General features: G+C 54.4%; 19 protein-coding genes and 1 tRNA gene. 12 read left to right on the forward strand and 8 right to left on the reverse strand.

The genetic code is table 11. The features are described from left to right. Window positions 1–34 precede the first annotated feature (34 nt). Both ACQY36_RS04215 and ACQY36_RS04220 read right to left on the reverse strand, forming a co-directional pair. Window positions 35–109 (reverse strand) — tRNA-Asn (locus ACQY36_RS04215). Window positions 110–166: 57 nt separating this feature from the next. Continuing rightward, window positions 167–1,408: an MFS transporter gene (locus tag ACQY36_RS04220; protein ID WP_428071843.1), complete on the reverse strand. Its 1,242-nt coding sequence runs from the start codon at window positions 1,406–1,408 to the stop codon at window positions 167–169. Between the two features lie 51 nt (window positions 1,409–1,459). Between ACQY36_RS04220 and ACQY36_RS04225 the strand changes: the two genes are divergently transcribed. The 4 genes from ACQY36_RS04225 (at window position 1,460) to ACQY36_RS04240 (ending at window position 4,525) form a co-directional block, all read left to right on the forward strand. Continuing rightward, window positions 1,460–2,434, forward strand: a complete 975-nt coding sequence (locus ACQY36_RS04225; RefSeq protein ID WP_428071844.1) for a DnaJ C-terminal domain-containing protein — start codon at window positions 1,460–1,462, stop codon at window positions 2,432–2,434. A 19-nt stretch (window positions 2,435–2,453) separates the two neighbouring features. Next, window positions 2,454–2,852 (forward strand): OsmC family protein, encoded by a 399-nt coding sequence (locus ACQY36_RS04230; RefSeq protein WP_428071845.1) that lies wholly within the window; start codon window positions 2,454–2,456, stop codon window positions 2,850–2,852. A 71-nt stretch (window positions 2,853–2,923) separates the two neighbouring features. Then, a complete protein-coding gene (locus tag ACQY36_RS04235) occupies window positions 2,924–3,307 on the forward strand; it encodes an OsmC family protein (RefSeq protein WP_428071846.1) in 384 nt (127 codons plus the stop codon). 129 nt (window positions 3,308–3,436) lie between these two features. Further along, the gene (locus ACQY36_RS04240) at window positions 3,437–4,525 is read left to right on the forward strand and encodes a hypothetical protein (RefSeq protein ID WP_428077959.1); all 1,089 of its coding nucleotides are present in this window, start codon (window positions 3,437–3,439) and stop codon (window positions 4,523–4,525) included. A gap of 16 nt (window positions 4,526–4,541) precedes the next feature. Here the strand turns inward: ACQY36_RS04240 and ACQY36_RS04245 are convergent, their stop codons facing one another. The 3 genes from ACQY36_RS04245 to ACQY36_RS04255 all read right to left on the reverse strand — a co-directional run bounded on the left by ACQY36_RS04245 (window position 4,542) and on the right by ACQY36_RS04255 (window position 7,782). Next, a complete protein-coding gene (locus ACQY36_RS04245) occupies window positions 4,542–5,252 on the reverse strand; it encodes an ankyrin repeat domain-containing protein (RefSeq protein ID WP_428055679.1) in 711 nt (236 codons plus the stop codon). Beyond that, window positions 5,249–6,355 (reverse strand): Gfo/Idh/MocA family protein, encoded by a 1,107-nt coding sequence (locus ACQY36_RS04250; protein WP_428077961.1) that lies wholly within the window; start codon window positions 6,353–6,355, stop codon window positions 5,249–5,251. Before ACQY36_RS04250 ends, ACQY36_RS04245 begins: the two co-directional genes overlap by 4 nt. Before the next feature lie 77 nt (window positions 6,356–6,432). Next, window positions 6,433–7,782, reverse strand: coding sequence for a hypothetical protein (locus tag ACQY36_RS04255; protein WP_428072117.1), 1,350 nt, complete (start codon window positions 7,780–7,782; stop codon window positions 6,433–6,435). A gap of 610 nt (window positions 7,783–8,392) precedes the next feature. Between ACQY36_RS04255 and ACQY36_RS04260 the strand changes: the two genes are divergently transcribed. After that, window positions 8,393–8,914 carry a type IV pilin protein gene (locus ACQY36_RS04260; protein ID WP_428077963.1) on the forward strand — a complete coding sequence of 174 codons (522 nt, stop codon included), beginning with the start codon at window positions 8,393–8,395 and terminating at the stop codon, window positions 8,912–8,914. 152 nt (window positions 8,915–9,066) lie between these two features. Here the strand turns inward: ACQY36_RS04260 and nifJ are convergent, their stop codons facing one another. Further along, window positions 9,067–12,636, reverse strand: a complete 3,570-nt coding sequence (gene nifJ / locus ACQY36_RS04265; protein ID WP_428077965.1) for a pyruvate:ferredoxin (flavodoxin) oxidoreductase — start codon at window positions 12,634–12,636, stop codon at window positions 9,067–9,069. A gap of 232 nt (window positions 12,637–12,868) precedes the next feature. On the opposite strand from nifJ, the gene ACQY36_RS04270 reads away from it, so the two are divergent. The 4 genes from ACQY36_RS04270 to ACQY36_RS04285 all read left to right on the forward strand — a co-directional run bounded on the left by ACQY36_RS04270 (window position 12,869) and on the right by ACQY36_RS04285 (window position 16,408). Beyond that, window positions 12,869–13,831 (forward strand): DUF362 domain-containing protein, encoded by a 963-nt coding sequence (locus ACQY36_RS04270; protein ID WP_428077967.1) that lies wholly within the window; start codon window positions 12,869–12,871, stop codon window positions 13,829–13,831. 124 nt (window positions 13,832–13,955) lie between these two features. Then, a complete protein-coding gene (locus ACQY36_RS04275; RefSeq protein WP_428077969.1) occupies window positions 13,956–14,420 on the forward strand; it encodes a type IV pilin protein in 465 nt (154 codons plus the stop codon). Between the two features lie 61 nt (window positions 14,421–14,481). Then, window positions 14,482–15,696 (forward strand): glycosyltransferase family 9 protein, encoded by a 1,215-nt coding sequence (locus tag ACQY36_RS04280; RefSeq protein ID WP_428071599.1) that lies wholly within the window; start codon window positions 14,482–14,484, stop codon window positions 15,694–15,696. 253 nt (window positions 15,697–15,949) lie between these two features. Continuing rightward, a complete protein-coding gene (locus ACQY36_RS04285) occupies window positions 15,950–16,408 on the forward strand; it encodes a type IV pilin protein (protein WP_428071601.1) in 459 nt (152 codons plus the stop codon). A 36-nt stretch (window positions 16,409–16,444) separates the two neighbouring features. On the opposite strand, the gene ACQY36_RS04290 is transcribed toward ACQY36_RS04285, so the two are convergent. After that, complete coding sequence (locus ACQY36_RS04290) at window positions 16,445–16,987, reverse strand: nitroreductase family protein (protein ID WP_428055697.1); 543 nt, start codon at window positions 16,985–16,987, stop codon at window positions 16,445–16,447. A gap of 71 nt (window positions 16,988–17,058) precedes the next feature. On the opposite strand from ACQY36_RS04290, the gene dapF reads away from it, so the two are divergent. Genes dapF through ACQY36_RS04305 form a run of 3 tightly spaced genes read left to right on the forward strand, consistent with a single transcriptional unit; the run spans window position 17,059 to window position 19,675 of the window. Continuing rightward, on the forward strand, window positions 17,059–17,889 hold the full coding sequence (gene dapF, locus ACQY36_RS04295; protein ID WP_428077971.1) for a diaminopimelate epimerase: 831 nt from the start codon (window positions 17,059–17,061) through the stop codon (window positions 17,887–17,889). Continuing rightward, window positions 17,886–19,115: an LL-diaminopimelate aminotransferase gene (locus ACQY36_RS04300; protein ID WP_428077973.1), complete on the forward strand. Its 1,230-nt coding sequence runs from the start codon at window positions 17,886–17,888 to the stop codon at window positions 19,113–19,115. Before dapF ends, ACQY36_RS04300 begins: the two co-directional genes overlap by 4 nt. A gap of 35 nt (window positions 19,116–19,150) precedes the next feature. Beyond that, complete coding sequence (locus ACQY36_RS04305; RefSeq protein ID WP_428071605.1) at window positions 19,151–19,675, forward strand: type IV pilin protein; 525 nt, start codon at window positions 19,151–19,153, stop codon at window positions 19,673–19,675. Window positions 19,676–19,800: 125 nt separating this feature from the next. On the opposite strand, the gene ACQY36_RS04310 is transcribed toward ACQY36_RS04305, so the two are convergent. Beyond that, on the reverse strand, window positions 19,801–20,817 hold the full coding sequence (locus tag ACQY36_RS04310; RefSeq protein ID WP_428055705.1) for an SPFH domain-containing protein: 1,017 nt from the start codon (window positions 20,815–20,817) through the stop codon (window positions 19,801–19,803).

A 20,817-nucleotide genomic window follows, 5' to 3' on the forward strand; every position in this document is an offset into this window, starting at 1 on the left:
TTAAAAAAACCAGACTTTCGTCTGGTTTTCTAAATGGCTCCCCGAGTAGGACTCGAACCTACAACCTACCGGTTAACAGCCGGTCGCTCCACCATTGAGCTATCGGGGAAAAATCTGTTTTTTGCACGGCTCATTCTTGCTACATATTTATTTTATTAAATATGTTTTATTTTGTAAATACCTTTTTCCCGCCCGACGATAAAACCGACCAAAAATCATCCTTGCGCCGCGCCAGCAGGCTCATCGCCACCAGCACGCCGAACACAATGCTCACGGCGAGCAGCGTGCGCTGCAGCCCCATCCCGTGAATCAGCGCCGCAATCGTCAGCACGCATACGCTTTCCACGGTATACGTCGCCGTGGCGAACAGCCCCAGCGTTTTGCTGCGGTATTGGGCGGGGGTGCGCAGCAGAAGAATGCTGATAATCATCGCGCCGAACGCGCCGAACGGCACGCCGCACAGCGCGGTGGTGGCCAGCACGGCGGAAGTGGGCAGATTAAAATACAGCACCAGCACGGAGAGCAAATACCCCAGGTAGTTAAACGTCAGAAGCGTAAAAAACGCGAACTTTTTGGCAAATCCGGCAAAGCACAGCGCTCCCGCAAAAGCGCCCAGGCCGAAGGCCGCGCCTAAAAAGCCCAGGTAAACGGAATTGAAGCCGTGCTCATAAATATACGTGGGCAGCAGTACGAGCTCCCACGACTGGCCGAGGATAAACGTCGGCACCGTAAACAAAATCGGTTCCCACAGCGAGCGGTCCGCCTTTAAATGGGCCCACACCTCGCGGTAAGGCGCGGCGGGCCGCAGCTGGCGGGGCCGGCGGTTGGTAAATACAATGATGCACAGCGTAACGATAATCAGGCAGAATACGGTGCACAGCACCCACGCGGCCAGGAGGCCGCAGGCGGCAATCACGGCTCCGCCAAGCAGCGGGCCGGCTACGGACATAATGCCGTCAAAAGCTTCAATAATCCCGGAAGTTTTGGAGAGGGGCACGTCGGCGTAGCGGGAAAACGTGGGCGAAAGCGCGGTGCGGGCCAGCTGGCCGGGCGCGTCAAAAAACGAGCTTAAAAAAATAATCAGGCCGATGAGCCAGGGCCAGTCGTGCCCCGTTACGATAAGCACCGGAATCATCCCCAAAAGCACCAACTGGATGACTTCGCACGAAAGCATGGTTTTGGAGCGGCCCAGCTTATCAATCAGCGGCGCGCCGAAAAGCGAAGAGAAAATGTTGGGCAGCAGCGCGCAGAACCCCACCACACCCGTCCACAGCACGCTGCCGGTGGTGGAAAGAATGTACCACGGCAGCAGCAGCTGCATAAACTGGTTCGTGAGCGAGGAGAAGGCTTCCGTCGTCAGAATCAGCTTCAGCGGGGTTTTGTTGGTTGTTCTAGTCAGTAATATCATATTGCGTATTCTAAAAAATTATATAAAATGGTAACTAGAAAGGGGGATTTTATGGCTGAATATAAGGATTATTACAAAATTTTGGGCGTTAACAAAAACGCGTCGGACGCCGAAATCAAAAAGGCGTTTAAAACGATGGCCCGCAAATATCATCCGGATATGCACCCGGAGGCGGAAAAGGCCAGGATGACGGAAAAGTTTAAGGATATCAACGAAGCCTACACCGTGCTTTCCGACAAACAAAAACGCACCATTTACGATCAGGTGGGCCAGCAGGGCTACCAGGATTACGCCCGCGGCGGCGGGGCTTCTTCCCGCGCGCGCTCGTCCGCTTACGGCGGGGGCAACCCGTACCAGCAGTACCAGCAATACGGCTATGACGACGGCGGCCAGGGCGGCTTCGGCGGTTTTTCGGGCGGAGCGCAGGGGTTTTCGGGCGGCGATTTCAGCGATTTTTTCCAAAGCATTTTCGGCGGAATGGGCGGAGGCGGCTTTGGCGGCTTCGGGCAGAATTTCGGCCGCAGTGCGGCTTCGGGCCAGGCGGCCGGAGACGTGGAAGCCGAGCTGACCCTGAATCTGGAAGACGCCCACCGCGGCGGCAATATGCAAATGACCCTGCCCAACGGGCGCACCGTTACCGTCAAACTGCCCGCCGGCGTGAGCGAAGGCAAAAAAATCAAATTAAAAGGGATGGGCAACCCCGCGCGGCGCGGCAGCGGGGATTTGTATCTGGTCGTTAAAATCCGCCCGCACGCGATGTTTAGGCTGGAAGGGGAAGATTTGCACGTGCCCGTAATTATTATGCCGTGGACGGCCGCTCTGGGCGGCACCATTTTTGTGCCTACGTTGGACGGCCCGGTAAAGGTAAAAGTGCCCGCCGGCACCCACAACGGCAAAAAATTAAAATTAAGCGGCAAAGGATTAAGCGCCAAGGGCAATTTGCTTGTTACGCTGACGATTGACGTGCCCCGCACGCTTACCAAAGAGCAGAAAGATTTGTTCGCGCGGCTGGCGGAACTGGGTTGAGGCCTGCAAGGAGATTGGTATGACGAATATTACCTGCACGTATTTGACGGACGGCGAAACGGAGCTTGTCCACGGGCCGACGGGGTCCGTCATCCAAACCGATTTGCCGCCCGACAACGGCGGCAAAGGCCGGCGTTTTTCGCCCACGGATTTATTGGCCGCGGCGTTTGCTTCGTGCGTGCTGACCATTATGGGCAAAATGGCCGCGGCGCGCGGGGAGAAGTTTGAAGGCGCGCGCGTGGAAATTGACAAAGTGATGGCCTCTAATCCGCGCCGCGTGGGGGAATTTGTGCTGAAGGTGGCTTTCCCGGCGCATTTTACGGCGGAGCAGAAGAAATTTTATATAAGCGCGGTCAACGCCTGCCCGGTGCACCAGACGCTGCACCCGGACGTGAAAGTAACGGTAAACGTGCTCTAACCCAAAAATGGGCTGTTAGCCGGGCGCGGAAAATATTATTATAAAGGTAAATCAGTAAGGAGGATGATATTATGGCAGTAAGAACTACATTGGGGGAAAATTTGGAAACCAAGAGCGTGCTGGACGGTAAAAAAGCCGTACTGCGCTCCGCTTATATGGAACCGCGCGAAGAGATGCAGCCGGGCGAAATACTGGCTTCTGCGCTGGGCGCGTGTATGCTGACGATGGTGGGTTTTATCGCGTCTAAACGCGGGGAAAACGTAACCGGCACGGAACTGGCCGTGGAACCGGCGTTTGACGAAGGCCATACGCGTGTGGTGCGCATGGATTTAACGTTTTCGTTCCCCGCTTCTTTAACGGCGGAACAGAAAGAATTCTATGCCAAAGCGGCGCAGTCGTGCCCCGTGCACAACAGCCTGCGGGAAGATATTACCTATACCACGCACATTAAATAAAATAATCCCGTATTATTATGATACGCCCCGGTTTTTCGGCCGGGGCGTTTTGCGTGTAAAAAAGGGCCTAACGGTTTTTAGGCCTTTTGGCTCTGGCGGAGGGAACGGATAAGTCTATATAATATTTGTATGAAGCGTATGGCTTTATTGTCTGTTTTATTTTTTCTGGCGGGGGAGTGTTTCCTGTCCGCCCAGCTTTATCGTGTGCCCCGCGGCCTGCAGGCTTTGGCCAAAACGGGGCCGGAGCTGGCCACCTTTCAGCGTGTTTCGCCGGAGCTTACCCGGAAGATTTTTGCCGCCGCCCGAAAAAATTTTAAAGGTCCTGAAAATCTTATTAAAAACCTGGCTCCCAGCGTGGTGCAGGTGGCCCGCCCGAATTCCTCCGGCGTGTTGGGGACGGGGTTTTTGATTTCTTCCCACAAACGGCTGTGGGCGGTTATGCCTTACCACATCGGCGGTTCGGCGGGGCAGAAGCGTGTGGTGCGGGTGTTTTCGGCGGACGGAACCCCCAAAGAATATCAGGTAACCATTGCGGTAAACGGAAGTGCGGGCTGGTCGTCCGCGGATATTTCGCTGGCGGAACTGCCGGAGGATGCCTTGTCCGGCGGGGCGCGCACGCTTCCCGTCGGCAAACCCAGTTTGCGGCTTCCGGCCTATTCGGCGGGCTACGCCGCGGGACCCTTTGACGCAAATGACTTATTGCCCATGCGGCGCGACCTGATCTGCGCCGAAGGTTTCGGTTTAATATCCGGCAGAACGATTGAGGGGAGCGAAAGCTCTTCTCCGCTTTTAATCAGCGGTTACTGCGGCTCCCCCGTGGTGCAGGAACAAAACGGCGTTTGGACGGCGGTGGGCTTGCATTCGGGCGGATGCGTCCGGCCCGGCGCGCCGGAGGACGGCCGCGGGTATGCGGTTAATCTTTCCCGGGCGGTTCCTTTTTTACTGGATAATTATTTTTACGGTCTTCCGGGCCGCCCGCTGGCGTTTAGAGGCTGGGAAATCGGCCGGCTGAAGCATACGGAGCGGGTAAAACGGGTGGAGATCAAGCGCGGGGGACAGGTGGTTTTTGCGGTTGATTTACGCAATAACCCCAATCCTTACTCGGACGCGCATACCGAGCTGGCGTTGGGCTATTTTGTGTTACGCTCCGGGGACGTGGTTTCTTATCAAATATGCAACCGCCGGGAAATTCGCCTGCTGGAGTATTCCATTCCCTGATTTTTGAGTTAAACGCTCATTTTGCCGCTTTCTTTTTTAAGAGGGCGGCTATTTTTTTAGAACCTTTGTCCGAACGCGGGGAAACGAGCTTTAAAATTTTTTCTTTGGTTGCCTGGTCCGGCGCGGCCCCGTATTCAAGCAGCAGTTCCACGATTTTGGGGTTTTTCTGCACGGCCGCGTAATAGAGCGGCGGATTGCCGGAAGCGTCCTGCAGGTTGACGTCCGCCCCGCGTTTAAGCATATAGACCAGCAAATCTTCGCGCTCTTTTTCCGACGGGAATTTTTGCGTAACCGCCATCATAAGCGCCGTGGCGCCGCGGTCCGTCTGCGCGTTGAGGTCGGCCTGGCGGTATACCAGCAGTTTGGCGGCTTCCGCCCGCCCGTCCCGCGCGGCGATAAACAGGGGCGTCCAGCCCTGCGGGGTGGGGGAGTTGATATCCAGCCCCTGGTCCAGCAGAAAGTTGATTACGTCCTCGTTCCCGCCGGAAGCGGCGGCGTGCAGGGCGTTAAATTCCGCTCCGCCGTAATCCCTTTCTTCGTCCTGAAAATACAGCACATACCTAAGCGGCGCGCCTTGCTCCAGCCCGTTTTTGACGGCCAGCAAGTCCCCATAATAGGCGTCGGCCACCAGGCTTTCGCCCTTTTCGTTTTGTAAACGGATGTGATAACTCAGCCCCAGCCAGACGGCGGCCAGCGCCACAAATACAATTGCTATTTTGGTTTTCATAAACTGATTTCCTTGTTTTCTTCCGCCGAGCGGTACATAGCGTCTAATACCGACTGGACGTATAACCCCTCTTCAAGCGAGGGCGAAGCCGGGCGGTTTTCGTTTACCGCGCGGAGAAATTCGTACAGCGCGTCCGCGTGCCCGCGGATCCAGCCCACCGGGTGTTTGGGGGGAGGAAAGCTGTCCGCTCCGGCGTAATCCTGCACGGTTTCCACGCGCAGGTAGCCTTTGAGGGGGGCGGAAGCGTCGTAAAAATAGAGCCAGTTCGGGTCCATAAAATCAATTTTCAGCGCGCCTTTGTCGCCGTGGATTTCAATAAACAGGTCCGTATTGGTTCCGGTGGCGAGTTTGCTGGCTTCGGCGGTGCCCACGGCCCCGTTAGCCAGCGTAACGACGGAGTAGGAGGCGTCGTCCGTATCCACGGGTACGGAGCCGCCTTTGCCGTCGGGCCGCCGGGCGTAAGCCGTTTGGTTTTTGGTATAGACGGATTTAACCGGGCCCGCAAGCCACGTCAGCATATCCACCACGTGTGCGCCTAAATCGTAGAGCACGCCGCCGCCCGCGGCCCGGCGGCTGTTGCGCCAGCGCATGGGCTTGGAAGCGTCCACATTGGAGGGCATAATCATATGCGTGCGGAAGGAAAGTATTTTGCCCAGCCGCTCTTGCTGCATTAATTGTTTGGCGAGTTTGGCCGCCGGCAGAAAGCGGTTGTTAAATACCGTCTGCGTAACCACTTTATTTAAATTGGGGTGCGCCAGGATACGCTTTGTTTCCGCTTCGCCGCAGGCGACGGGTTTTTCGCAGTAAATGTTTTTTTTGGCGTCCAGCGCTTTTAAAATCGCCTCGGCGTGCAGGGCGTTGGGGGTGCAGATGTCAATCACGTCTATATCCGGCAGGGCGAGGATTTCGTCCAAGTTATGCGCGGCGTGCGCAAAGCCGTAGCGTTCTTTGGCCGCCAGGGCGTGCTCGTATTTCCCGGCACAGACGGCGGCGAGGCGGATATTGAAATCGGGTTCGTAAAAAAGCGGAATGGTTTGGTAGCCGTAGGTGTGGGTTTTGCCCATAAAGCCAAAACCGATGACGGCCGCATGGATGGTTTTCATAAGTCCCCCTGTTGGTTTCTTTTTATTCTAGCAAAAAGACAAAATCCCGCTGTAAAAAGTTTTGGCCGGGGGATATATTAATGTACTTTCTCCGCTTGGTGCAGCAGGTAGAAATTGCGGATGCCTTCCAAAACGTACAGATAACCGCGGGACGAGAAAAAATCGTCATTCCCGGGCAGTTCGCCGTCGTAGCCTTTGTAATAATCTTTTTCCAGCGAGGAGGCGGAGCGGGTCATATCCCAGGCGGTGGTATTTTGCCCCGCATAGGACTGCAGAATAACGGGCGTGGCGTCCCGGCGGTTGCGTAAGATTTTGACGAGGAAATCTCCTCCTCCGCCGGGGATGAAATAATCGGTTAAAATCAGGCTGAAGGGGTTTTCGTAGTGGGATTGTATGAAATCGCCAATAGAGACAAACGTTTCAACGGTAATGCCGTTGGAAAAAATCCCGTCGTTTTGCCAGGAAACATATTGGCCGATATGTGCGGGGTTGTCGTTTAATACGGCAATGCGCAGGCCTGCCGGGATTTGCTCGCAGAGCTGTGCGGCGGCTTGGCGGGCTTTTTCGGAGGAAAAGAAATAATCGTCGTTGTGAATGGCCAGGCGGGGGGACGCGTCCAGGGGTGAAATCAACCGGTATTCGTTGAGGTTAAAGGGTTTGGGGCGGGGAATGTTGGTGACGACCAGCTGGCCTGGCATATCAAATAAAATTTCGCGCGCCCAGTTGATATTGGTAAGGGTACGGGAAAGGAGCGGGTCCAAATTTTGCATATGCTTCATTAACTTGTTGATTTTGTTGGATAGTTCCATCAGCTCGCTGTCCAGCGTACGTTTTTCAGCCGGGTTCCACTGCGGGGCCGATGCGCCCAAAAACGGCAGTAATTTATTGCATAAGTACGGGTGGAAGATTTCAATGTCCGCCTGCAGGCGGCGGTATTGGGGAAGCATAGCCTCCGGCAGGTGGTAGACGTGTATCAATTCGTACGGGGCGGTAGGCGCGGGCAGCGGGGCCGTAAGCGCCTGGCGCGCCTGTTTGGCGTAGGCGGCTTTTTCGCGGGAGAGCGTTTCCTCCGATTTAAAATTGTACTCAAACCGTTTGAAGAGGTCGTCGTATTTATCCAGGATTACCGCCTGGGGGGAAATGCGGAACTCAACGTCGTTGGGGTCAAAAAGGGTTTCGGGGATATAATCGGGTTCAAACGGCAGAGGGTGCCTTTTGGGCAGGTTTGCCAGGCCGGCGGCCGTTTTAGCGCTGCTTGCCGCACTTGTTTGAAGAGCTTTTAGCGCCGTATTGGCCGGGCGGGCGGCTGCGGCGGCGGAAGGGGCTTTTTTTAGCGCCTGAACCAGGCCGCGGGAGGGTTTGGGCTGGGCGCAAAGCGGCGGCAAGGAGCAGGTTAATAAAAGAAATATAGAAATAAATTTGTTCATCAGATTTCCCTTTCTTTTTACTATAGTACATCGTTTAGACGGAAACAAGGGGAAAAAGTCCCATATCCGGGATGGGCCCTTTTTCCCGGCCCCGGCCTTTGTAACCGGCCCAACGGGTGCGGCTTTTCGGGCCGTGTTGTTGCCGTTGTTGCTCCGGTCAGAACCCCTGCGGCTGTTTTGGAGTCGTGTCCGTTCTGCCGTTTTATGCAGGTCTTAGCCCTGTTTATAAAACGCCTCAAGGCGGAAGAATGTTTTTACTTGTTTGAGCGATAGCGAGTTGTAAAAACATCCGCCGCGAGTGCGTTTTATAGGGCCCGACCTGCGAGTTTTTTGCCTACTTTTTGTCGGCACAAAAAGTAGGGAAATAGTTTTGAAATCCTATCAGAAAAAGGGGCCTTGCAGGCCGTGCAGATAAAGAACCGTTCCCGGAAAACTTTTGCGTCCCCGAATGTTTCACTCCCAAGTATCTAAAAGCACCGTATTTCGCTGAACCCTGGCCAGGCCAGAGAAGGGGGCCCAGGCTCTGGGCCCTGCCCCCGGCAAGGGGGTTGATTTGTTTTTTTTTGATAAATTGGGAATATCAACTTATATAAATAGGGGGATATATCCCGTGCAGAAAAACCTCGGATTTACACTAATAGAGTTATTAGTTGTCGTTTTAATTATTGGTATTTTGGCGGCGGTGGCACTGCCGCAGTATCAAAAAGCCGTCAAAAAATCCCGTTATGTGCAGTTACAAACGATGGCGGAGTCTATTTTCCAGGCGCAAGAAGTGTTTAAAATGGCAAATGGGAGCTATTCCTTTGATTTTAATGCATTGGACATATCTCTCCCGGCGGATATGAAACCCGTTCTTTCCACCAGCGACGGCAGAGTGTATAGTATGGCAAACTCACGGATGCGCTGCATGTTTGCCTCCAGCAACAATGTAAATCTATCGGCTGCCAGTTTTGTTACTTGCACGAGTACCGCTAGTCCACTACTGATTTATTATATTACGCTGGCTACAGGCAAACGCTACTGCGGGGCTAAAACGGGCAATGCAGAGGCGGAAAATTGGTGTAAATATCTTACCCAAAAACAAGCGCATTCCGCCCGATGGGGCGAGAACAGCCTCTACTTATTTGATTAATTGAAATTCTCTGGATACTAATAAAAACGCTTGGGGAAAGTACCTAGGCGTTTTTTTGTTCTCTTTTCTGCCAGTTGATACGTATTCCTGGCTGTAACGAGATAAGAAACCCCCCGGCCGACAGGCCGGGGGGGTTCAATGCTGATAACGGCTTATTTTACAATCTTTTCGCCCGGCTGCATGGCCGCGAGCTGTTTGTACAGGTCGCGTCTCCAGGCATATTCGGATTCCGCGCGTTTAATCAATTCCTGCGCGAGTTCCGGGTTGTCTCTCATCAAGCCTTTAAAGCGGTTTTCGCCGCCCATGTAATCGGCCAACGGGAGCGTCGGAGCGCCCAAGGGGCTGTCAATATGCAAGGGGTTCTTGCCTTCGTAGCGGGCCTCGGGGTTGAAGCGGTACAGAATCCAGCGTCCGGCCTGTACGGCGCGTTTGGCTTCGCCCATACCTTTGGACATATCAATCCCGTGCGCAATGCAGTGCGAGTACGCGATAACAAGCGCCGGACCGTCGTAAGCGTCGGCTTCCGCCAAGGCCTGGATGGTCTGGTTCATATTCGCGCCCATCGCCACCTGCGCCACGTAGATGTTGCCGTAGGTCATGGCAATCATGCCGAGGTCTTTCTTCGGCATCGTTTTGCCGCCCGCGGCGAACAGGGCTTTGGCGCCTAAAGGCGTGGCTTTGGACATCTGGCCGCCGGTGTTGGAATAGACTTCCGTGTCCAGCACCAGGATTTTGATGTTCTTGCCGCTGGCGAGCACGTGGTCCAAACCGCCGTAGCCGATGTCGTAGGCCCAGCCGTCGCCGCCCAAAATCCAGACGGATTTTTTGACGAGGTAATCGGCAAGGCTCAAGAGGCGTTTGCAGTCTTCGCAGCCTTTTTCGGCGCCTTTGTTTAAGATGTCTTTCAATTCCGCCACGCGCGCACGCTGTTCTTCCACGCCCGCGTCGGTGGACTGGTCGGCGTTCAGAATGCCGTCAATCAGCGCGGCGTGTTCTTTAAGGCCGCCTTCTTTGGCGGTGCTCAGCATCGCTTTGGCGTCGGCGTTAAGCTGGTCAAAAGCCAGGCGCATACCCAAGCCGAATTCGGCATTGTCTTCAAACAGCGAGTTGGACCAGGCCGGGCCTTTTCCGTCGTCGCGTTTGCAGTAAGGCGTGGTGGGCAGGTTGCCGCCGTAGATGGACGAGCAGCCGGTGGCGTTGGCAACGGCCAGGCGGTCGCCGAACAGCTGGGTCAGCAGTTTGACGTAAGGCGTTTCGCCGCAGCCCGCGCAGGCGCCGGAGAACTCAAACAAGGGTTTTCTCATCTGGGAACCTTTGACGGATTCCTTTTTGGTTTTTACGTCGGCTTGTTTGAGGCCCAGGAAGAAGGCGTAATTGTCAATTTCATTTTCGCGCACGTCCAGCTGGTGCACCATATTGATGGCTTTCTTTTCCGGGTTTTCTTTGTTTTTGGCCGGGCAGTTGTATACGCACGCGCCGCAGCCGGTGCAGTCTTCCACCGCCACCTGGACGGTGAATTTGAGGCCGGCCAAGTCGGCCTTGCCGTCGGCGGATTTAAAGGTTTTCGGAGCGTCTTTGAGCTCGGCCGCGTCATAGGCTTTGATGCGGATGGCGGCGTGCGGGCACACTAAAGAGCAGAAACCGCACTGAATGCAGGTGTTGGGATCCCACTGCGGCACCATGATGGCGATGTTGCGTTTTTCGTACTGGGTGGTACCCGTCGGGTAAACGCCGCCTTCGGGCATGGCCGAGGTGGGCAGTTCGTCGCCGCGGCCGGCAATCATTTCGCCCAACACGTCTTTCACAAACGCGGGGGCTTCGGCCGGAACCGGGGCTTTGGTGTGCAGGTTGGAGGTTACTTCGGCCGGGTATTTTACTTCCTGCAGGCCCGCCAGGGCGGCGTCCACGGCTTTGTAGTTTTTCTGCACGATTTCGTCGCCTTTTTTGGAATAGGTTTTCTTGATGGCTTCTTTAATGTCGGCGATGGCTTTTTCGCTCGGGATTACGCCCGCGATGCCGAAGAAAGCCGTCTGCATGATGGTGTTGGTGCGGCTGCCCATACCGGTTTTAAGCGCGATTTCGGAAGCGTCAATGACGTAGACTTTAAGTTTCTTGTCAATAATCTGCTTCTGCACTTCGGCGGTCAGGTGGTTCCAGACGTCGCTGGCGTTGTACGGGGAGTTAATCAGCACGGTGGCGCCGTCTTTGGCTTTGCCGAGCACGTCGTACTTATCCAGGAAGTCAAACATATGCACGCCGATGAAATCAGCCGATTGGATGAGGTAAGGCGCGCGGATGTAGTTCTTGCCGAAGCGGATGTGGGACGTGGTCATGGAACCGGATTTTTTGGAGTCGTACACGAAGTAGCCCTGGGCGAAGAAGCCGTTGGCGCTGATGATTTTCATCGTGTTTTTGTTCGCGCCCACGGTGCCGTCGGAACCCAGGCCGTAGAACATGGCGGCAAAGATGTCTTTGGCGGCCTTGTTGTCCAGCTTGGTTTCGGGCAGGGAGAGGTTCGTTAAATCGTCTTTAATGCCGACGGTGAACTCTTTTTTGGGTTCGTTGGAGGCCAGGTTGTCAAACACGGCTTTAACCTGGGAAGGCGTAAAGTCTTTGGAGCCGATGCCGTAGCGTCCGCCGATGATGAGCGGGGTGGCCGCAAATTTGGCTTTGGCTTCGTCCGTCAGGAACGCGGCGCACACATCCTGGAACAGCGGTTCGCCCAAGGCGCCGGGTTCTTTGGTGCGGTCCATTACCGCGATTTTTTTGACGGTGGCCGGGATGGCTTTTACAAAGTCCGCAATGGAGAAGGGGCGGAACAGTTTGATTTTGAGCACGCCCACTTTTTCGCCTTTCATGGCTTCCACGGCGTTCTGCGCCACGTCCGCGCCGGAACCCATAATCACGATTAAGCGTTCGGCGTCGGCGTCGCCCACGTACTGGAACAGTTCGTAATGGCGGCCGGCGATTTTTTCAAATTTGGCCATTTCTTCTTTTACGATGCCGGGCACGGCGTTGTAGAATTTGTTGACGGCTTCGCGGGACTGGAAGTACACATCCGGGTTGGCGGCGGTGCCGCGCACGGTGGGGTGTTCCGGGTTTAAACCGCGGGCTTTGTGTTCGGCCACGAGTTTGTCGTCAATCATTTCCTTCATTTGTTCTTTGGTAAGGGGTTCCACCATGTTCAGTTCGTGGCTGGTGCGGAAACCGTCAAAGAAATGCACAAAGGGCACGCGGGCTTTAAGCGTGGCGGCCTGGGCGATAAGAGCCATATCCATGGCTTCTTGCGGATTGTCGGAGCAGAGCATGGCCCAGCCGGTCTGGCGGACGGACATAACGTCGGAATGGTCGCCGAAAATGGACAAAGCCGTAGTGGCCAGCGCGCGCGCCGAAACGTGGAACACGGTGGGCGTCAGTTCGCCGGCGATTTTGTACATATTCGGGATCATGAGCAGCAAGCCCTGCGAGGCGGTAAAGGTGGTGGTAAGCGCGCCGGCGGTCAGGGAGCCGTGCACCGCGCCGGAAGCGCCGCCTTCGGACTGCAGTTCGCTCACGGACGGGACGTTGCCCCAGATATTGGTTTCGCCTTTGGCGCTTTTGGCGTCACAGATTTCGCCCATCGTGGAAGAGGGGGTAATCGGATAGATAGCGATTACTTCGTTGGTGGCATGGGCGACGTGGGATACTGCGCCGTTGCCGTCCATAGCAACTAATTTAGCCATAGTGAAGAAGTCTCCTTTTGCATAAGTTAAAACGGTCTGCGTCTGCGCGCACAAACGCGCAAGCCCGGGGGATACCCCGGCCTATATATATTGTATAACTTTGGCCCGTATTTGGCAAACCGGTTTTTACCGGGCGGTAAACGGTTTTCCGGCAGGCAAAGAAACGCTTGACCCGGAGTGCACTCCAGATGGTATCATAATAAAAAAGCTGTGCCGTAAAGGAGGAAAAGAAATGTATAACAAGGTTTTAAGCGCGGCGTGCGCGTGTGTGCTGCTGGCCGCGTGCGGATCCAACGGGGCGGCCCCGGTGAAAGACGCGGCCAAGCCCGCCAAATCCGTGGTGTATTTTACGTCGGATTTAAGCCCCGAGGGACTCGTTAAAATTTATGGCAAAATCGCCGAAAACATCCAGGGTAAGACCGCCATTAAAGTGCACACGGGGGAACCCCACGGGCCGAATATCATTCCACCCGCTATGGTAAAAGCGCTTCAGGCGCAGATTCCGCAGAGCAATCTGGTGGAAACCAATACCTTGTATGAAGGCGGCCGCCACACCACGGAACTGCACCGCCAAACCATCAAAACAAACGGGTGGGATTTCTGCAAAGTGGATATTCTGGACGAAGACGGCGCGGTGATGCTGCCTGTTAAGGGCGGGAAGCATTTTAAAGAAATGTCCGTAGGCAAAAACCTGCTGGATTACGATTCCATGGTGGTGCTGACGCATTTTAAAGGGCATACGATGGGCGGATTTGGCGGCTCGCTTAAAAACATTTCCATCGGCTGTGCGGACGGCAAAGTGGGCAAAGCCATGCTGCACGGCAGCCGCGGGGCCGATTTGTGGCGCGCCAATAAAGAGCTGTTTATGGAAAATATGGTGGAAGGCGGCAAGGCCGTAGCGGACCATTTCGGCAAAAATATCGTCTATATCAACGTACTGCGCAATATGTCCGTAGACTGCGACTGCGCGGGCACCGCGGCCGCTGAGCCCAAAACGCGCAACATCGGCATTTTGGCCTCCACCGACATTCTGGCGGTGGACCAGGCCTCGGTGGATATGGTCTACGCCCTGCCGGAGGAAGAAGCGCACGATTTAAAGGAGCGTATTGAATCGCGCAAAGGCCTGCGGCAGCTTTCGTATATGAAAGAGCTGGGGATGGGCAACAACGAGTACGAACTCGTAACGCTGGATTAAACCGCCGGACGCATTTTTTACAGCCGCCCCCCTTAGCGGGGGCGGTTTGCGTTGGGGGGCATTGTTTCCGGGTGAATTTTTGTTATACTATTAATTAGATTTTAACTGCAAAGGAGAATCCCGTATGAACCAAGGTTTTACGCTTATTGAATTATTGGTAGTGGTGCTGATTATCGGTATTCTGTCGGCGGTGGCTCTGCCGCAGTACGAACGCTCGGTAGAACGCGCCCGCACGGCCGAAGCCGTGGTAACCACCAAGAGCATTGTGGACGCGGCGGCCATTTACGCCACCACCTTCCGCACCTGCCCCACCGCGCTGAGTGATTTGGACATTCAGGTAAACGCTTCCAGCAAAGATTGGAACTTTGGGCTTACCTCGGAAGGAGCCCGCAACTGCGGGGCGACGGTTACACCCGTAAAAGGAACCTCTTTTACGGCGGCCCGTGTATTGGTTAAAAATTCGGGCACCAGTCCTTCGGGATTGGATTCCGGCGCCATGTACTGGCATTGTGTCAGCGGTACGTGTACGGATTTTTTTGATTTAGTCGGCGCCAAAGAAATCAGCGGGAAAACGGGTTATTACCGCTAAACCTCTGTTTTAAAAGAATCTCCCCGTTTGCTATACTTTAACAAACGGGGGTTCTTTTTTTATGCGCGAATATAAGATTAGAAATATCATGTGTTCCAACCGGGAAGTGTGCGTCGTGTATGAAACGGCGCGCTGGCTGTGGCACAAAATCTTCTTTTTTATCAAAACCCATACGCCCGTATGGTACCAATTTGACGAGAAGCATCAGCCCGGAGAGCCGCCGCGCGAAACCCTGCCGCTGGATGAAGACTGGTATCGTATCCGCCGCCCGCTCTACCGCCACGAACACGTGTATTACGATTTGGACAAAGCGTTAAAAGCCAATCCCAACGTAAAAGGCGTGGCGCTTATCTTCTTTATGGGTATTGGCGATTATCTTTATACCACCCCGATGCTGGCCGAACTCAAAAAGAAATATCCGGGCGTGCCGTTTTACGCGTACGTGGGCGCACAGTTTGACCGCAACAACTCGCCGCTGGTGGGCAAACTGCTGGAAGAAAACCCGCATTTTGACAAAGTATTCTATTTCAACGGGATGCGTCATCCGCTGATTTGGAAAAATTACAATTACGAAGACGCTTTTAAAAACATCCCGAAAGATTTTCTGGCCGTGCCCGTGTATTACGACTACGGCGTGCATGTGCCGCACCGCGTAACCAGCCTGTTTGAAACGTTCTCGCTGCCCGCCCCGAAAGACGTGCCCGCGCCCGTGATGTACTTTCCCGCCACGCCCGCTCCGGCGGTGCGGGAATACCTGACGCTGGCCCGCGCCGGCGCGGAGGGGAAAAAAGGCATTGTATTTTTACAGCTGGATTCGCGCGGCTCCAATTATACGTATCCGCATATGAAGGCCCTTGCCGAAGGGCTTATCAAAGAAGGTTACTACGTCATGAGCGTTACCAAAGGCGGCCCGCTTGCCAACCCGAATTATTTGGAAATAGACATCAAAAAACTTTCCATCAACCAGACGTGGCATCTGCTTTCGCTGTTAAAAGGCGAATTTGCGTTGTACGTGATAGCGGTGAACTCGGTTTTCTGGGCGGCTTCGGCGGGGCTTGGCTTGCCCAACCTGGGGCTCCAGCATTGGATTGACAAAAAAGTGCACAACCTCTGGTATCCGAACATTGAGGTGGTAACCAATTACATCTATCCCCTTCTGCCGCGGGAGAAGCAGATTTTTGCCCCGCAGGAGAGTTATACGCGCCACAATAAAAAGATTATTGATTACAAGCCCGACTGGGTGATTAAGTGGTTTAAAGAAAAGTTTGGAAAATAATAAAAATACCCGCCAAAAGGCGGGTATTTTTATGCGGAATGCCTGTGTCTCCGCTTTTTGCCCGGTTATAAAAAACTTCCAAAACTCTCCGAGGGTGTAGCCCCGCCCGTCGGATGATACCGTATAGAGAACCACCCCTGGAAGGGGCTTGTATTGTTTTTTTTTTTGATACACTGCTTCTAGCATTGATTTTCGGGCCGGGGATGTTTAAATGGCCGGAAAGCCCGCAAATCAGTTTGCCAAGGAGCTTTTTATGAAAAAAGGTTTTACGTTGATTGAATTATTGGTAGTGGTGCTGATTATCGGTATTTTATCGGCGGTGGCTCTGCCGCAGTACACTAAGGCGGTTACCAAAGCCCGCTTTGCCGAAGCGATGACGAATTTAAAAACTATCGCAGAAGCGGACCGCGTTTGCCGTTTGGCGAAAGGCGGGGATGCGTGTACGATGGGTGAGCTGGATATCAGTATCGGCAGCGGCGGGAAAGAGTATGTTTCGGAAACCAAAGATTTCTATTATTATGCCAGCGACAGCACTTCCACCGTTCCATCGGCGCAGTATAAAAAAGAAGATGTGTGTTTGTGCTATTTGGATTCGGGAGAATTTGTTTTATGGCCGGACAGCGGCTGTGTCGACACACCGCCGTCTATGGATTATGCTAAGCTGTTGAACGTAAGCCCCAGCACGATGGCGGACCCCTGTACTTGTTGTTAAATACAAGCGGCCCCGGAATAAACCGGGGCCGTTCTTTTACTTATATTCGTTATAGCTTACAATATGCTCAAACGCTTCGCGCGGGCGGGGGGCTGGGTCTTCCGCCGGGTAGCCCAGGGCAATTAAATGTTCTATTTTTTTGCCTTTGGGCAGTTTAAAGAACTTTTCCGCCTTGTCGGAATTTAACCAGCCGATCCAGCACGTCCCCAGCCCCAGGTCCCGCGCGCGCAGCACAAAGTGCTCGCCGGAAATCCCCTGGTCCACCAGGTAAAATTCCGTGCGGCGGAAAAAGTTGCCTATCCGGCTGGTAAACGACCCCCGGTCCGACACCGCGGCCACCAATACCGGGGCCGCTTCGGCAAATTTAGTCATTGCGTACACGCCGGAAAACGCTTCTTTGCAAAACGCTTCTTTTACTTTCGGGTCGTCAATCACGATATAATGCCACGGCTGGGAATTGCAGGCCGAGGGCGCCAGGCGCGCCGCTTCCAGGCATTCGTTTATTTTTTCGCGCTCCACCGGTTTATCCTGGTATTTGCGCACGCTTCTGCGCGCTTTAATCACATCCATCAGTTCCATAAAATTACACCCCTGTTTTAAGATAAAAATATCTTATCAAATTGGCGGTTCGTTTTTTATAAAATAAAAGTATGCAATTTACCAAATATACCGGACTCGGCAACGACTTTGTCGTGCTGGACGGGCGGCGTGCGGCGGACGTAAAAGACCCGTGCGCGCTGGCCCCAAAAATATGCGACCGCCGTTTTGGCGTGGGCGCGGACGGGCTTGTTCTGCTGCTGCCGTCCGACAAAGCGGACGTACGTATGCAAATCATTAATTCGGACGGAAGCGAAGCCGAAATGTGCGGCAACGCCAGCCGCTGTGTGGCGCTTCATTTGTACCGCCGGGGGATAGTGAATAAAAAGCAAATTTCGCTGGAAACGCTGGCGGGAATCATCCAAACGGATATTATAGACGAGGGGAAAAATCTCGTGCGCGTAGATATGGGCGCGCCGCGCTTAAAACGGGGGGAAATCCCGATGACGGGCGTGGCGGCGGACCGGGCGGTAAACGTGCCGCTTCGCGCGGGCGGAACGGAAATTTCCGGCACCGCGGTTTCTATGGGCAACCCGCATTTTGTAACGTTTGTGGAAAACGCCGAAAAAGCGCCGGTGGATACAATCGGCCCGGCGTTGGAAATCCATCCCGCTTTTCCGCGCAAAACCAATGTGGAGTTTGTGCAGGTGTTAAACGATAAAACCGTCCGTATGCGCGTGTGGGAGCGCGGCGCGGGCGTTACGGCGGCGTGCGGGACGGGCGCGTGCGCGGCGGTGTGTGCGTGCGTGTTAAACGGCAAAACCGGGCCGCGCGTAACGGTAAAGCTGGACGGCGGCGATTTATATATTGAATGGCCGGAGCAAAAACATATTTTTATGACGGGCCCCGCCCGGGAAGTTTTTACGGGAGAGTATTACTTATGACGCGCCTGAACGAAAACTATTTAAAACTGCCGGGCAGTTATTTATTTTCCGAAATCGCCAAACGCGTGGCCGCATTTAAAGAAGCGCACCCCGGCGAGCAGGTCATCAGCCTGGGCATCGGGGACGTATCGCGCCCGCTGGTGCCCGCCGTGGTGGCGGCGCTGCACCAAGCGTCGGACGAAATGGGCGCGGCGGAAACCTTCCGCGGCTACGGCCCGGAGCAGGGGTATTTGTTTTTGCGCGAAGCCATTTTAAAGCACGATTATCTGGCGCGGGGGATAAATCTGTCGGCGGATGAAATCTTCGTCAGCGACGGAGCCAAAAGCGACGTAGCCAACTTTCAGGAGCTGTTTGCGCGTTCGTCTTGCGTGGCGCTGCAGGACCCGGTTTACCCCGTGTATTTGGATACGAACGTGATGGCCGGCCGCACGGGTAAATTTGAAAACGGGCGTTTCGGCGGTATCATATACCTGCCGTGCATCGAGGAGAACGGTTTTATCCCGCAGCTGCCGCGGGAACGCGCGGATATGGTGTATTTGTGCTCGCCCAATAATCCTACGGGCGCGGCGATGACGCGCGCGGAACTTAAAAAATGGGTGGACTGGGCCGCCGCAAACGGCAGTATCATTTTGTACGATTCCGCCTACGAGGCGTTTATTACCGGCGCGGACGTACCCCATTCCATTTACGAAATCCCGGGTGCGGATAAGGTGGCGGTGGAGTTCCGCTCGTTTTCCAAAACGGCGGGGTTTACGGGTATGCGCTGTGCGTATACCGTGGTGCCCAAGGCCCTTTGCGTATATGATGAAACGGGCGCCGGGCATTCCCTAAACGCGCTGTGGCTGCGCCGCCAAACCACCAAGTTTAACGGCGTGCCGTATGTCATCCAGCGCGCGGCGGAAGCGGTGTTTTCGCCGCAGGGCCAGGCCCAGATTCGGGAAGTGATTGCCGGTTACCAGCAAAACGCCCGCGTGATTTTGGACGCCTTGAAACAGGCGGGGCTGACGGCGTTCGGCGGCGTGAACGCGCCGTATATTTGGCTTAAAACGCCGAAAGGGCTGGATTCCTGGGCGTTTTTCACTAAACTTCTTAATGAGGCCCGCGTGGTGGGCACGCCGGGCGTGGGGTTTGGCGCGTGCGGGGAAGGGTACTTCCGCCTGACGGCGTTTAATACGCCCCAGCTTACGCAGGCGTCCGCGCACCGTATAGCCGGGCTGAAGTTTTAAGCTGATTTTGCTACAATACATCCAACGGAGGATATATGAATAAAAAGTTTTTTCCGGGCGGAGCGTCCGGGTTCACGTTAATTGAGCTGTTGACGGTAGTGCTGATTATCGGCGTGCTTACTTCGGTGGCGCTGCCCAGCTATACGCGCTCGGTGGAGCGCGCCCGCGCCACGGAAGCCATGGCGGGCCTGAAGGCGCTGAACGATTCCGTCTACGCCTATGCGGCCGGACGGACCGGGGCCAATGCCTGCCCGACCACGTTTAATAAACTTTCCATTTCGTACCCCGGTACGATGAACGCGGCCAAAACCGTCATTACGACTAAAAACTTTGAGTTTACAATTAATTCCGCCACCAACGCCGTCATTCCGGGTACGGACTGCCCGGGCGTAACGGCCAAACGTTTGGGCGGCACTAAATACGATTATGTAATTTGGAACCCGTATGTGCGCGGTACCGGCGGCAAGGGAGCGTCTTTAGCGTGTACGAGCACAAAAGCGGATAGTATTGCGGTCTGCCAGTCGCTTGATTTGTACACGGAGGGCGCGAAGCCGTATTAATCAGCGGCAAACCGGGCGGTTTTACGTGCCGTCTGTTTTAGTTTGTGCGGGCCGCCGCGCGGTAATTCAATCCATAAAAAATCCGGGTTCCAAAAGGAGCCCGGATTTTTTGCTGCGTAAAATACTTATTTGGCCGGTACGCCGCCGGTTAAGTCTTTAATGGCGGCCACCGCGCCCAACACGTTGGAAGCTTCGTACGGCATATAGACGATTTTGTTATCTTTTCCGTCGGTCATTTTCGTAAGGGCTTCAATGTATTTAAGCGAAATCATATAGCTGGCCGGATTGGAGGACTGGGCGACCGTGGAAGCTACGATTTTGACGGATTCCGCTTCCGCCTGCGCCACTTTGATTTTTGCCTCCGCAATACCTTCCGCCTGCAAAATGGCGGCCTGCTTCATACCTTCGGCCTTTTTAATTTCGGATTCGCGTACGGCTTCGGCTTTTAAAATTTGGGCCGTTTTCGTACCTTCGGCTTCCGTCACCATGGCGCGGCGGTCGCGCTCGGCTTTCATTTGTTTTTCCATCGCTTCGCGGATGGCGGCGGGGGGAATAATGTCCTGCAGTTCCACGCGGTTTACTTTTACGCCCCATTTGTTGGAGGCGTCGTCCAGAATTACCTGCAGTTTTCCGTTGATGATTTCACGCGACGTAAGGGTCTGGTCCAAATCCATTTCGCCGATGATGTTTCTTAAAGTGGTTTGGGTCAGTTTTTCAATGGCCGTCGGGAGCGATTCCACCTGATAGGCGGCTTTAATCGGGTCCGTAATCTGGAAGTACAGAAGCGCGTTGATTTCAATACCCACGTTATCTTTGGTAATGACGCTTTGGCGCGGGAAATCGTACACCGTTTCGCGCATATCAATGGTGTCGCGCATTTCCATATACGGTACGCTGCGGGTGCGGCCGGAGACGTCTAAGTATTCGCGGCTGTTGCGCCATTCCATTAAGTGCGCTTTATCCATAATGGGGATAATCCAGTTAATGCCGGGCGTAAGGGTTTGAACATATTTGCCGAAACGCTCAATAATTACCACCTGCGCCTGTTTGACAATCACAATCCCTTTGATGATGATGACGATTACAAAGAAGATGAAGGCGATTAAAAACATCAGTCCCAAATTTCCTGCGGTTTCTGTCAT

Source organism: Candidatus Avelusimicrobium alvi (genome assembly GCF_958451995.1).
Classification (GTDB): domain Bacteria; phylum Elusimicrobiota; class Elusimicrobia; order Elusimicrobiales; family Elusimicrobiaceae; genus Avelusimicrobium; species Avelusimicrobium alvi.

What these genes read in the sequence shown, in the direction of transcription:
- ACQY36_RS04220 (WP_428071843.1), bottom strand. Translation starts at nt 1,408, where the DNA reads ATGATATTACTGACTAGAACAACCAACAAAACCCCGCTGAAGCTGATT.
- ACQY36_RS04225 (WP_428071844.1), top strand. Translation starts at nt 1,460, where the DNA reads ATGGCTGAATATAAGGATTATTACAAAATTTTGGGCGTTAACAAAAAC.
- ACQY36_RS04230 (WP_428071845.1), top strand. Translation starts at nt 2,454, where the DNA reads ATGACGAATATTACCTGCACGTATTTGACGGACGGCGAAACGGAGCTT.
- ACQY36_RS04235 (WP_428071846.1), top strand. Translation starts at nt 2,924, where the DNA reads ATGGCAGTAAGAACTACATTGGGGGAAAATTTGGAAACCAAGAGCGTG.
- ACQY36_RS04240 (WP_428077959.1), top strand. Translation starts at nt 3,437, where the DNA reads ATGAAGCGTATGGCTTTATTGTCTGTTTTATTTTTTCTGGCGGGGGAG.
- ACQY36_RS04245 (WP_428055679.1), bottom strand. Translation starts at nt 5,252, where the DNA reads ATGAAAACCAAAATAGCAATTGTATTTGTGGCGCTGGCCGCCGTCTGG.
- ACQY36_RS04250 (WP_428077961.1), bottom strand. Translation starts at nt 6,355, where the DNA reads ATGAAAACCATCCATGCGGCCGTCATCGGTTTTGGCTTTATGGGCAAA.
- ACQY36_RS04255 (WP_428072117.1), bottom strand. Translation starts at nt 7,782, where the DNA reads ATGAACAAATTTATTTCTATATTTCTTTTATTAACCTGCTCCTTGCCG.
- nifJ (WP_428077965.1), bottom strand. Translation starts at nt 12,636, where the DNA reads ATGGCTAAATTAGTTGCTATGGACGGCAACGGCGCAGTATCCCACGTC.
- ACQY36_RS04270 (WP_428077967.1), top strand. Translation starts at nt 12,869, where the DNA reads ATGTATAACAAGGTTTTAAGCGCGGCGTGCGCGTGTGTGCTGCTGGCC.
- ACQY36_RS04275 (WP_428077969.1), top strand. Translation starts at nt 13,956, where the DNA reads ATGAACCAAGGTTTTACGCTTATTGAATTATTGGTAGTGGTGCTGATT.
- ACQY36_RS04280 (WP_428071599.1), top strand. Translation starts at nt 14,482, where the DNA reads ATGCGCGAATATAAGATTAGAAATATCATGTGTTCCAACCGGGAAGTG.
- ACQY36_RS04285 (WP_428071601.1), top strand. Translation starts at nt 15,950, where the DNA reads ATGAAAAAAGGTTTTACGTTGATTGAATTATTGGTAGTGGTGCTGATT.
- ACQY36_RS04290 (WP_428055697.1), bottom strand. Translation starts at nt 16,987, where the DNA reads ATGGAACTGATGGATGTGATTAAAGCGCGCAGAAGCGTGCGCAAATAC.
- dapF (WP_428077971.1), top strand. Translation starts at nt 17,059, where the DNA reads ATGCAATTTACCAAATATACCGGACTCGGCAACGACTTTGTCGTGCTG.
- ACQY36_RS04300 (WP_428077973.1), top strand. Translation starts at nt 17,886, where the DNA reads ATGACGCGCCTGAACGAAAACTATTTAAAACTGCCGGGCAGTTATTTA.
- ACQY36_RS04305 (WP_428071605.1), top strand. Translation starts at nt 19,151, where the DNA reads ATGAATAAAAAGTTTTTTCCGGGCGGAGCGTCCGGGTTCACGTTAATT.
- ACQY36_RS04310 (WP_428055705.1), bottom strand. Translation starts at nt 20,817, where the DNA reads ATGACAGAAACCGCAGGAAATTTGGGACTGATGTTTTTAATCGCCTTC.